7 protein-coding genes are annotated in these 12,214 nt (G+C 58.6%); 1 reads left to right on the forward strand and 6 read right to left on the reverse strand.

The annotated features are described in order from the left end of the window. Positions 1–75: 75 nt before the first annotated feature. Positions 76–1,416: a hemolysin family protein gene (locus I9H07_RS23570; RefSeq protein WP_024675726.1), complete on the forward strand. Its 1,341-nt coding sequence runs from the start codon at positions 76–78 to the stop codon at positions 1,414–1,416. Between the two features lie 389 nt (positions 1,417–1,805). On the opposite strand, the gene I9H07_RS23575 is transcribed toward I9H07_RS23570, so the two are convergent. From I9H07_RS23575 to pstA, 6 genes are all read right to left on the reverse strand, one after another. Further along, positions 1,806–2,708 carry a peptidoglycan DD-metalloendopeptidase family protein gene (locus I9H07_RS23575; protein WP_024675877.1) on the reverse strand — a complete coding sequence of 301 codons (903 nt, stop codon included), beginning with the start codon at positions 2,706–2,708 and terminating at the stop codon, positions 1,806–1,808. A 154-nt stretch (positions 2,709–2,862) separates the two neighbouring features. Next, positions 2,863–7,491 carry a deaminase domain-containing protein gene (locus I9H07_RS23580; RefSeq protein ID WP_236461368.1) on the reverse strand — a complete coding sequence of 1,543 codons (4,629 nt, stop codon included), beginning with the start codon at positions 7,489–7,491 and terminating at the stop codon, positions 2,863–2,865. A 214-nt stretch (positions 7,492–7,705) separates the two neighbouring features. Next, the gene (locus I9H07_RS23585) at positions 7,706–8,596 is read right to left on the reverse strand and encodes a response regulator (RefSeq protein ID WP_024675875.1); all 891 of its coding nucleotides are present in this window, start codon (positions 8,594–8,596) and stop codon (positions 7,706–7,708) included. A gap of 204 nt (positions 8,597–8,800) precedes the next feature. Continuing rightward, positions 8,801–9,562 (reverse strand): phosphate signaling complex protein PhoU, encoded by a 762-nt coding sequence (gene phoU / locus I9H07_RS23590; protein WP_024644661.1) that lies wholly within the window; start codon positions 9,560–9,562, stop codon positions 8,801–8,803. Positions 9,563–9,633: 71 nt separating this feature from the next. Then, on the reverse strand, positions 9,634–10,467 hold the full coding sequence (gene pstB, locus I9H07_RS23595) for a phosphate ABC transporter ATP-binding protein PstB (RefSeq protein WP_024675874.1): 834 nt from the start codon (positions 10,465–10,467) through the stop codon (positions 9,634–9,636). A gap of 66 nt (positions 10,468–10,533) precedes the next feature. Next, a complete protein-coding gene (gene pstA / locus I9H07_RS23600; RefSeq protein ID WP_200866822.1) occupies positions 10,534–12,150 on the reverse strand; it encodes a phosphate ABC transporter permease PstA in 1,617 nt (538 codons plus the stop codon). Positions 12,151–12,214: the final 64 nt, after the last annotated feature.

Genomic DNA, 12,214 nt, shown 5'->3' on the forward strand with positions numbered 1-12,214 from the left:
TTGCCGGGTTCATGGCGTCTTTCTGGCGCGAAATAGCCCCCTTTTCTGTCAATACGGACCCTGCAAAACCCCATCATGGACCCTTCCCCAAGCTTTAACCTGTCTTCACTCTTCGCCGATTTCGGCATGATTCTTTTTGCTCTGTTCCTGGTCCTGCTCAACGGTTTTTTCGTTGCGGCAGAGTTCGCCATGGTCAAACTGCGCTCGACCAAGGTCGAAGCCATTGCCGAGAAGAACGGCTGGCGCGGGCATATCCTGCGCAAGGTGCACGGGCAGCTGGATGCTTACCTGTCGGCCTGTCAGCTGGGTATCACCCTCGCCTCGCTCGGTCTGGGCTGGGTCGGTGAGCCCGCCTTTGCGCATTTGCTGGAGCCACTGCTCGCGGCACTGGGCGTAGACACGCCGGAACTGATCAAGGGCGTGTCGTTCTTTACCGCCTTCTTCATCATTTCCTACCTGCACATTGTTATCGGCGAGCTGGCCCCCAAATCCTGGGCGATCCGCAAGCCGGAACTGCTGTCGCTGTGGACGGCCGCGCCGTTGTACTTCTTCTATTGGCTGATGTACCCGGCGATCTACCTGCTCAACGCCAGCGCCAACGCCATTCTGCGGATTGCGGGTCAGGGTGAACCCGGACCGCACCATGAGCACAGCTACAGTCGCGACGAACTGAAACTGATCCTGCACTCCAGCCGTGGTCAGGACCCGAGCGATCAGGGCATGCGCGTGCTGGCGTCTGCTGTCGAAATGGGCGAGCTGGAGGTGGTCGACTGGGCCAACTCCCGTGAAGACATGGTGTCACTGGACTTCAACGCGCCGCTCAAGGAAATCCTCGCCCTGTTCCGCCGTCACAAATTCAGCCGTTATCCGCTGTATGACGCCGAACGTGGCGAGTTTGTCGGCCTGCTGCACATCAAGGACCTGCTGCTGGAGCTGGCGGCGCTGGACCACATTCCCGAATCGTTCAACCTGGCTGAACTGACCCGTCCACTGGAGCGCGTGTCGCGGCACATGCCGCTGTCGCAGTTACTGGAACAGTTCCGCAAGGGCGGCGCGCACTTTGCTGTGGTCGAAGAAGCGGACGGCAAGATCGTCGGCTACCTGACCATGGAAGACGTGCTTGAAGTGCTGGTGGGCGATATCCAGGACGAACACCGCAAGGTAGAACGCGGCATTCTGGCGTATCAGCCGGGCAAGCTGCTGGTCCGTGGCGACACGCCGCTGTTCAAGATCGAACGCCTGCTGGGCATCGACCTGGACCACATCGAAGCCGAAACACTGGCCGGCCTGATCTACGACACCCTCAAGCGCGTGCCGGAAGAAGAAGAGCAGATGGAAGTCGAAGGCCTGCGCATCATCATCAAAAAGATGAAAGGCCCGAAAATCGTCCTGGCCAAGGTGCTGAAGCTGGATTGATCAGACCAGCGCTGCCTGCTCAACACCGGACGCAGAGCGTCCAGAACGGCATGCCCACGCAGAGCATGGGCACGATAGGTGTTCTCCCGAACGCCTATCGTTCCTCACGCTCCAGCGTGGGTATGCCTTGGGTGACGCTCCGCGTCACAAATCCATGCTGCGCCGCACACTCAACACCGGACGCGGAGCGTCCAGAATGGCATGCCCACGCAGAGCATGGGCACGATAGGTGTTCTTTAGGACGCCTATCGTTCCTCACGCTCCAGCGTGGGTATGCCGTGGGTGACGCTACGCGTCACAAATCCATGCTGCGCCGCACACTCAACACCGGACGCGGAGCGTCCAGAACGGCATGCCAACGTGGAATATTGGCGCGATAGTCAGCCGTGCTAATTCCCGCCCACCGCGAAGTTGGGCAGGCTCTGCACCGGTGTGGCGAATTCGTAGGGGATGGAGACCAGTTCACTGCCATTGTTGCGCTGCACGACAAAGTGCAGGTGCGGGCCGGTGCTGTTGCCGGTATTGCCCGAGCGTGCCAGCGCGGTACCGACGCTGACGCGCTGGCCTTCCCTGACGCTCACCGAGCCCTGCATCAGGTGCAGGTAAACGCCCATCGTGCCGTCTTCATGCAGAATCCGCACAAAGTTGCCTGATGCGTTAGAGCCCCGGCCCGACTGGCTGTTTTCGACTTTTACTACCGTGCCGCCGCGCGCCGCTATGATCGGTGTGCCTTCGGGCATGGCAATGTCCATTGCGTAACGTCCCTTGATACCAAAATGGCTGTATTTGCCATTCGGACCCTGGGTCAGACGAAACGGACCACCAATCCACGGTAACGGGTATTTATAAGCCTGCACCGAGCCTTTCGGATCGCCCAGCGTAGAGGTCAGCATCGACGCGTAATTCATCGGTTTGCTCACCACCTTGGGGCTCAGGACCACGACCCGCTGGTTACTGCGCGCCGGGATCGTGCGGCGCAGCGTCGTGGATGAACCCGCAACACCCAGCACGTTGGTCACACTGGAAAGCCTGACCTCGACTTCGACCGGCGCGTACAGGTCGTTGCGTACATACAGGCTGTGCACGCCCCGATCCCGCCGGACACTCAAATGCACTTGCTGGTCGATACGCTCGACCATCCGGTCCCTGAATACCATCACCGATGCACCGGCCGTTGGTCGGTCCGAAAAGGACACCACGCCGTCGGCATCGGTGAATTTGTAGATCGTGACCGCCCCGGCTGACTGAGCAGTCAACGTCAGGGCGAACAGGATGAGCAGGCGTTCAAGCATCGGGGGCAATCGGATCATGGGCACAGGATGCCAAGCCTAGCAGCGTTACGCCCTGAAGAGCACCAGACAGTATCAACCGGACACGGATAATGCGTCAGGAAAACATCGTCAGGCTGCGCGGTGTGGCCTGCACACCGCGCAAAAACGACAGGGCTCAGGACGCGCCGTAGTTCCTCAAAAAAGTGACCGAGAACGATGCGCCAGGGAAGTCGAGCTTCAATCTGGGCAATACCACGCCTCCACAGGAGCGACAGGTGTCCATCAAGGTGAAAACATTCATCGATCGTAACGAGCGGCCCTGCATATCGCGCTTTATGACGGTCGCGATCAGTCGTTCGGAGTCATGATAGCGGCCAAACTCCCTGACCCTGACTGTATTGGCGTCCCTGATCACCGGAAGGCTGGTAAACCCGGGATCGGGCGGTACGTCGCTCATGAGTGCCCGCGCGTCGCGATAAATCACGCCATTGATCATCTGCTCGGCCTCACCGACAACATCAATACGTAATTTGACATCTCTCGCCCTCTCCCCGGCGGAAAGCGCGTAATAGACAATTCGCTGCTCCTCTTCGGTCACGACTTCAATGTAAGAAAGATTCGCCCCGTTAATCTGCCTGCCAATCGACCTCGCAGCATTCGAGGTACCTATTTTTTCGACCGTCAATGCGCTCCAGGCTTTGGAGGGTGCAGGCAGAGAACTTTCCTGAACCGGCAGCAGATTATTCAGAATCTCGACGATGCCAGCTTTCTCCTCTGCGGTCCGATCAGTGACACGAAGAAAATCAGGAATACTGCTCTTGGCCAGCTCCACAAATGCCCTCTGCCGGGACTCGCCCGCCAGGATGTTCGCGGCATAATCCGAAAGCTCGTTTTTTCGCTCCTGGGTGCGGCACCAGTTCACATACTCGTCATACGTCGTGAGTTCCGCGTTCCACCTGACGCCCCACGCAGCCCTTTCTTCTTCGCTCAACAAATCAAACAGCAGCCGTGCAATATTCTGCTGGTCGGCCACTGCGCCCGGACGCTCGCTAAACACCCGGTACTGCTCGGAGAGCCTGACGTATTCATTGATTTCGGCTGCGTTGGTGACACGAGAAAATATCAGGCCCCGAGAGCCATCCGCCGGGATAGGCGCCTTGTAAAAAATCCCGGTGTCCGCCTCGACGAAAATCCAGTCAATATCCTCGACATTCATCCGGATACCGCGCAGGCCTCGGGCATCTTCAACGCCAGCAGCAATCCCCTCCAGATAAACGACAGGAGCATGCTCGTAAATCTTTCGCGCGTCATTCAAAGGAAAATTTCCGGGCAACCCCAGTTCGGCATCTGCAGCGAGCACGCCCCTGAACTCCGGCAGGTAATTTGGCACCTCCGGCAGGGCGAAACGGAGCAGTTCGGTATCGGAGAGTGGCGTAACGCCTCCTCCACCAGCCCCGGAAGACGAGCCCTCCAATGACTCTACCCACTTGCAGAACTTGCCATCATCAACAAATACCTCGATAGAGGCGCCTGCCGAAGTCAATCGTGCGAGCCCGAATTCACGGGCAGCCATCGCCTGGCTGGGATACCTGCCCACGTGGTTCGGGACGCCGGCTTGCTCGATAAACGGCTCGGGAGATGGCGTAACCAGCTTCACGCCCAAGGCGCAGGGCACGGATATAAGGTCACGTTGAACCCGGCAGATGTTTTCCGTTTCCTGCAGCAGTGCAGAACGCGGAGAAAGCTTTTCTGCCTTCAGCTTGCGCAAGGCCGCATCAGGTGAATTGGCGTCCAGATGATAGATTTCGTCATCGATCAGAATATCGAATACGCCCTCCTCCCTTTCAATGGCCTGCACGCGGCAACTGTCAGCGATACGCAGCTCATGTATCCCGTCTTCAAGCGAGGTCAGCGGCGCAACCGGCGGATAGCCATTAACGCCAATATATTCTCCGGCAGCGAATGCGGAGAACTCTGCTCCCTGCCCAAGCGCCAGGGCCGTCAGCCTTTTCCCGAATACACGGTCCGAATGCGGGTCCAGCAGCCTGAAATCAGGCTGTTCCAAGGTGCCGACATCGCGTGTAACAACACCAGGCCGGCCATCGACCCTGGCAGCAAGCCCTTTGATACTCTGCGGATGTTCAGCGCCCTCGACGATTCGATACACACCTTTGTCCAGACCGACGCTGCTGTCGAGCACCGAGCGCGTAGCAAATATTTCGCTAAGCGATGGCAGTTCTTCGAACAGTTTGATCCAGCCAAGCGCACTCATTTTCAAACCGAGTTTGCCCAGATCACGTACCGCGAACACCGCACTCTGTTCTGCCAGCCCTTTGATCAACGTGGTGACCGCACCGCTGGTCAGCCTGGCCACTGATTCAACACTCAGTTCGCCAGCGCGCAGAATGATTCGCGCGGTCGAGCCGGCGAACTGCCCCAAGGGAATGAGCGCAAACGCTGCATCTATGACGCAGTTGGCTATAACCCCGCCTGAGTAATCACCGTCAGACAGGTCCTTGATGCACCCGTAAAACGGAATGATCAGGCGCGCAGCGATATCCGCATACTTGCGCTCCTTCGCCCAGATTTCTTCCCACTCGGTGTCATGCGTGTGCGCGGCCTTGTTCTGCTCCAGAAAGCTGGCGAGCAAGTGCCCTGCGGCCTTGTTGGCCAATGCTTCCAGGCCGGTCTGCATGCTCTCTCCATCCAGATAGACAAGTTCGGCAGACGGAATCAAAGTGCCTTCCTGCGGTTGATGATAAACCTGCGAGGAGCGCGACACAGTCCCTGTCAGATAAGCATCACTGTCCATTGGCAACAACGGGGTGACTCTGGCTTTCTCGATTCGCTGCTCATGGGCAGCCTTGCGGTTGAACGCTTCAATGATCGAAATGGGACGTGACCAGGTGACGCCGTCGACCTCGTAGGTAAATTTCTGACGAGCCTCGCCAGCGATGCCAGCTGCCGGAATCAGCTCGAAAAAGCGCTCTCGTACCGAATGTCCATGAAAGTCATTGAGATGGTTGCCGGGCTGACACCGGATAAACAGTCCCTGGGTGCCTTCTTGCGAACCGAATCGCACCCGACTCAGTTCACAGGTGGACGTGAGCAAAGTCTCCTGATCGCCCGTCTGCATTTCGGACAACTGACGCTTGATGATTCTGGCCTCGGCGCTAACCAGTGCCTGTTGATAGGCATCGAACGCAGTGGCGTAGGCTTGTGCAACCGTGGGCTGCCCTTCAATGTACAACTCGCCCATCATCACCAGTTCCACCACCGATGCCTCAGGCTGACCAACCGCGGCCAGGCGATCAAGAGAGTACGACGACGCTACGGTGAAGCCGTGATCCTGCAAGATTGGCCAGTGCTCGGTCTTCACGCCCTGGTCCCAGAGCTCGTGAGGAACGTTCGCCGTCTTCAGCATCTTTTGCGCCAGGTCTTTTCGGTCCGGGGGCTTTATCGCCAGCAAGCTGTGCAGCTCCTGGGCATGCTGGTCTTGCTGAGCTTTCAGATACGCCAATGCCTGGCTGATCTGCTCGCTGCTGGCCGCGTGGTGGTCATCATCGACCGTCGACTGAATAGCCCCATGTGCACGCGCATAACGCAGCGCCGGAGCGACCAGTGTTCTGGCCCACAAAGCGTGGATGTCAGCATCGCTCGATTGGGCAAGCGCCGAGCTGACCTTGGTCAAGTCATCGTAATGGGTGATCTGCGACAGGCCGGGGGTCATTGCCTCAACCAGCGCCACGCCATGGATGAACGCGATACTTTGCAGCGAGCGTCCGTACTGAAGATGATCCGGCACGCCTTCAACCAGCAACTCAGGCATCGTTTCGCGCAAAAACAGGTAATGCAGCATGTCGATGGTGCTGGGTGAGGCTTGAGGATAGTGATCACTGATCAGCGAACGAACCTTGTCACGAAGTTGCAGGTGACTCTGTTCGCTGACCCAGCCGCGGCGCAGGGATGTTTCAAGAGGCTCGCCGTTGAATTGCACGGCCCCGACATAATGGTCAACGATGATGCGTCCGACGATGGCCTGGGTCATACGCGGTGAGGCTTGTTCGCCAGGACGTCCTCCGTACCAATCCATGTAACTGAGCAAAGGTGCGAAAACGGACTTGAACTGTGCGGTCTGGATCAGGGCGCGCCATGTCTCACGGGCTGTAAAGCGCAATACCGTGCCCTTCTCACTCGGTGAGCAGAGCATTTCGATGCCTGATTGCCGAAACAGGTAATCGGCATTCCGCACAGTGCTCCAGTCATGCAGACGAGGAGCCTTTACATCCAGTTGCCTGAAGTCAGGCAGCGACTCATCCAGCTCCATGCTCGAACCCAGCACAGGCATGAGCAATACCGCAGCGAGAGCCAGCAAGGAGTCGAATGACAGTCTTGAATGTTCGGAGCCTAGGCTGATCGCCAGCGACAGTGCGCGCATGCCCGGTGCGCCGGTTGCGTCCTGAATGGCGGCGTCCAGCCAGCCCTCATTGCGTGGATTAACGACATAGGCCGCCATCCGTCGCAGATACTCGTCTCGGGTCGGGAGCGCCATGGCCACCGAGGGGTCCGTCTGGAACTGAGAGCCGGCCCATTCGTCTTTGGGTATGGCCACCAGCTGGCGGGCAAGTGACGCCTGCACATCAGGCAGTGCCAATTGCTGGTCGAGTGAACTCAGCAGCGCTTTATCCCGGTATTCGGCGCTCGGTGTAAGCCCTACCAGCGCCTGGCAGAACAGTCCCAGACCGGAGCGTTTGGTCACGACGGCCGTGGGGACAGGGTTTGATTGAAGCGTGGTTGAAGTCATTGAAAGTTTTCCAGTAGTTGTTTGCATGAATCCATGCGACTGGAAAAACTAAATAGAGAAACGCTTCACCGCGAAATACACAGAAACGCATGCATGGCGCAGGAAACGTCATCGCAGGCCGTAGGCTGCACTGACGTCGAGCGGGACGATGAAATCCGGGGTTGCGCACATCGCTCCTGCGCCGTTGAAGCGCAAGCAGCGACAGACGTGGGCATCAGGCGCCGGGAATAAAGTGCTTCTGCGCCGTACCGCGGGCGATCAGGCGCGAGAGGTAGTCGAGTTTCTGCGCATCCTGGTCGACGAAACGGAACGACACCTGCAGCCATTCACTGTCGGGCTTCTGTTCGAACGCGGCCACCGAGTGCAGGTAGCCGTTCAGGCGTGCAACTTCGTTGCTTTCGCCCTGCTCAAGGTCCAGCACCGCGCTTTCGAGTACTTGCGGCACATGCTCGCTGTGGCGTACCACCAGCGTCGCTTCCTTGAGGGTCAGTGCCTTGATCACGCAAGACTGCGTGCCACCGGGCAAGCGCAACTGACCTTGTCCCCGGCCGGCAGGCGCTGCTGATTTGACCGCAGCAGGCGCAGCCTTGGGGATACTGGCAGGTGCCGCAGAAGAAGCGGAACGCACCACCTCGGCCTTGCCCCCCGTCAATGCGCTCAGTGAGTCATTGAGCGGCGAATTCATGCGTGCCGGCGCTGTAGACATGACCGCATCAAGCTTGCCGACCTTGGCCAGAGCTTTCTTGACCTTGGTCAACAGCTGCTCGTTGGTGAACGGCTTGCCGACGAAATCGGTCACGCCAGCCTGAATGGCCTGCACGACGTTTTCCTTGTCACCACGGCTGGTCACCATGATGAACGGAACGGTCTTCAGGTAGTTATCTTGCTCACGGCACCATGCCAGCAGCTCAAGGCCGGACATCTCGGGCATTTCCCAGTCGCACAGGATCAGATCGAACTCTTCTTTGTTCAACAGGACCTGAGCCTTGCGGCCGTTGACTGCATCCTCGGTATGGATCCCGGGAAAATAATTACGCAGCCCTTTCTTGACCAAGTCGCGAATGAAAGTCGCGTCATCCACCACCAATACACTGACTTTACTCATCGACGCTCCTGCGGACGTGTTCACCTGTAGGCGAACTGCGGTATGCCAACACGCCCTTTGTTTCGGCAAGCATAGCGTTGACTAGTAGCCAACAGCCATATTGATTGACTACGCCGCGACATTTAATCCGCAGGCGATGAAAAATACTGCGCTGCACAATGAAAAACGCCCAGCGCATGCCGGGCGTTTTTCTCGCAGGCAATCTTACTTATCGTCAGCGTCACGCGGAACATTAGCGGTTTCGCTCGAGATACCCTGCACTTCTTCTTTCATGCGCTTGAGACCCATGTGCCGCACGTCGGTACCACGCACCAGATAGATCACCAGCTCGGAAATGTTGCGGGCGTGATCACCTATGCGCTCCAGCGAGCGCAGCACCCAGATCACGTTCAGCACACGGGAGATCGAGCGTGGATCTTCCATCATGTAGGTCGCCAGCTCGCGCAGGGCGGTCTTGTATTCGCGGTCGATAATCTTGTCGTACTGCGCAACCGACAAGGCCAGATCGGCGTCGAAACGGGCGAACGAGTCCAGCGCATCACGCACCATGTTGCGCACCTGATCGCCGATGTGGCGCACTTCGACGTAACCGCGTGGCGCCTCGCCCTCTTCACAGAGCTGAATCGCACGACGGGCAATCTTGGTGGCCTCATCACCGATGCGCTCCAGATCGATCACCGACTTGGAAATGCTGATGATCAGACGCAGATCGGACGCCGCAGGCTGACGACGAGCCAGAATGCGCAGGCATTCCTCGTCGATGTTGCGCTCCATCTGGTTGATGCGGTCGTCGACTTCGCGAACGCGCTGTGCCAGGCCGGAGTCGGCCTCGATCAGTGCCGTGACCGAATCGTTGACCTGTTTCTCGACCAGGCCACCCATTTCGAGCAAATGGCTGCGAACGTCTTCGAGTTCAGCGTTGAACTGTTGGGAGATGTGATGCGTATGGCTGTCTTTGTGGATCATGCTGGGTGTCCTTGGAACGTCCGGTTTAATTGCGAAAACGCAGCGGTGGTTCAGGTCTGACGAAGCACGTCCTAGCCGTAACGACCGGTGATGTAGTCTTCAGTCTGTTTTTTTGCCGGGTTGGTGAACAAGGTGTCTGTGTCACCAAACTCGACAAGCTTGCCCATGTACATAAACGCGGTGTAATCCGACACCCGAGCCGCCTGCTGCATGTTGTGCGTAACGATCACAATGGTGTATTTGGATTTCAGTTCGTAGATCAGTTCTTCGACTTTCAGGGTCGAAATCGGGTCGAGTGCCGAACAAGGCTCATCGAGCAGCAGTACTTCCGGCTCCACGGCGATGGTTCGGGCAATGACCAGCCGCTGCTGCTGACCGCCGGACAAGCCCAAAGCCGACTCATGCAGCCGGTCCTTGACCTCATCCCACAGCGCTGCGGCCTTTAAAGCCCACTCGACCGCTTCGTCGAGCACGCGCTTTTTGTTGATCCCCTGGATACGCAGCCCGTAGACCACGTTTTCGTAGATCGTCTTGGGGAACGGATTCGGTTTCTGGAACACCATGCCGACGCGGCGGCGCAACTCAGCGACTTCTTCGCCCTTGGTATAGATGTTGTGCCCGTACAGGTTGATCGCGCCGTCGATGCGGCAGCCGTCGACCAGTTCGTTCATCCGGTTGAAGCAGCGCAGCAAGGTCGACTTGCCGCACCCGGACGGGCCGATGAACGAGGTGACCTTCTGCTGCGGGATATTCAGGGCGATATCGAACAGCGCCTGCTTCTCGCCATAAAACAGATTAAGGCCTGGCACTTCGATAGCCACGGTCTCGTCGGCCAGATCCAGACCATGTTTGTGGCGCCTCAGGGCCGACATCCTCATGCCGTGTGTCGGGCTATCGTGCTGCATGGATTGCTCCTGTGCGAACCATTCGTTTCAGGGGGCCGCCCTGCTTGTTCAAACGCAAATCCGGAATCAATTGTCGAGCGCCTTGTACTTTTCCCGCAGGTGATTACGGATGGTGACCGCCGACAGGTTGAGCAAAGCGATCACCAGCACCAGCAGCAACGCGGTGGCGTATACCAGCGGACGCGCTGCTTCGACATTGGGGCTCTGGAAGCCCACGTCGTAAATATGAAACCCCAGGTGCATGATCTTCTGATCCAGATGCAGGTAAGGATAGTTGCCATCCAGCGGCAGAGACGGCGCCAGCTTGACTACGCCGACCAGCATCAACGGTGCAACTTCACCGGCTGCACGGGCCACCGCCAGAATCAGGCCGGTCATCATCGCCGGGCTGGCCATCGGCAGCACGATCTTCCACAACGTCTCGGCCTTGGTGGCCCCCAGCGCCAGCGAGCCTTCGCGCAGGGTCAGCGGAATGCGCGCCAGCCCTTCTTCCGTCGCCACAATCACCACCGGAACCGCGAGCAGCGCCAGTGTCAGCGATGCCCAGAGCAAGCCCGGCGTACCAAAGGTCGGCGCTGGCAGCGCTTCGGGGAAGAACAGACGATCCACCGAGCCGCCCAGCACGTAAACGAAAAACCCGAGGCCGAACACCCCGTACACAATCGCCGGTACGCCGGCCAGGTTGTTCACGGCGATGCGAATCAACCGGGTAACCGGTCCCTGACGGGCATACTCACGCAGGTAAACCGCCGCCAGCACGCCAAACGGCGTCACGATCACCGCCATGATCAGGGTCATCATCACCGTACCGAAAATCGCCGGGAAGATGCCGCCTTCGGTGTTGGCTTCACGTGGATCGTCGCTGAGAAACTCCCACAGCTTCTGAAAGTAGAAACCCAGCTTGGTGAAGGTGCTCATCGCATTGGGCTGATAAGCGTGCACCACCTTGCCCAGACTGATTTCGATCTCTTTGCCTTCAGCGTCACGCGCCGTCAGGCTGTCGCGATCAAAGGCCTGATGCAGCGCGCCAAGACGCTCTTCGATGACCTTGTAGCGCGCGTCCAGCTCGGCACGCTCTGCCGCCATGTCCGCTTGCGCAGCGGCATCGAGCCTGCCGGCCAGCTCCAGCTTGCGGGCCTGTAAACGCAGACGTTCGATGCCGTGGTTGATGGCGCCGATGTCTTTCTTTTCCAGGTTGTACAAGTCGTCAGCCAGCATTTCGACGCGCTTGATACGCGCTTGCAGGGTTGCCCAGGCCGCTTCGCCTTCGGCCACGACCCTGCCATTTTCTTTCACATTGACCAGATAGCCGTAGAAGTTGCCCCACTCACGACGCTCCAGCGTCATCAAATCAGCGGGTTTGCTTTGCCCGGTCAGCCACTCGCCGATCACCCAGGTGAAGTCGCTGGGGTTGAGCTCACGGTTGCCGACCTTGTACAGCTCGCGGGTCATGAACTCAGGGCCTTGATCAGGCACCGGGAAGCCTGCGCCTTTAAGACGCGCACGAGGCACTTGCTCCTGCTCGACCCGTTCGCCGATCAGCATATGGGCCTGCTGATTGGGCACCGCGTACTGTGCGGACACCAGATCGGCAGGCCAGAAGTGCCCAAGACCGCGCACGGCGATGACCGCCAGCAGCCCGATGGTCATGATTACCGCGATGGATACGGCGCCCGCACTCATCCAGACGCCTGGCGCGCCGCTTTTCAGCCAGCTTTTGAACGAGTTCCGTTTCACGGCCTTCCAG

The sequence above is a fragment of the Pseudomonas syringae genome (assembly GCF_023278085.1).
In the GTDB taxonomy this organism is placed as follows: domain Bacteria; phylum Pseudomonadota; class Gammaproteobacteria; order Pseudomonadales; family Pseudomonadaceae; genus Aquipseudomonas; species Aquipseudomonas syringae_Q.

Excerpts from the sequence above, each read along its gene's own strand:
- phoU (WP_024644661.1), bottom strand. The coding sequence starts at position 9,562 with ATGATCCACAAAGACAGCCATACGCATCACATCTCCCAACAGTTCAAC.
- I9H07_RS23575 (WP_024675877.1), bottom strand. The coding sequence starts at position 2,708 with ATGCTTGAACGCCTGCTCATCCTGTTCGCCCTGACGTTGACTGCTCAG.
- pstB (WP_024675874.1), bottom strand. The coding sequence starts at position 10,467 with ATGCAGCACGATAGCCCGACACACGGCATGAGGATGTCGGCCCTGAGG.
- I9H07_RS23570 (WP_024675726.1), top strand. The coding sequence starts at position 76 with ATGGACCCTTCCCCAAGCTTTAACCTGTCTTCACTCTTCGCCGATTTC.
- I9H07_RS23585 (WP_024675875.1), bottom strand. The coding sequence starts at position 8,596 with ATGAGTAAAGTCAGTGTATTGGTGGTGGATGACGCGACTTTCATTCGC.
- I9H07_RS23580 (WP_236461368.1), bottom strand. The coding sequence starts at position 7,491 with ATGACTTCAACCACGCTTCAATCAAACCCTGTCCCCACGGCCGTCGTG.
- pstA (WP_200866822.1), bottom strand. The coding sequence starts at position 12,150 with ATGAGTGCGGGCGCCGTATCCATCGCGGTAATCATGACCATCGGGCTG.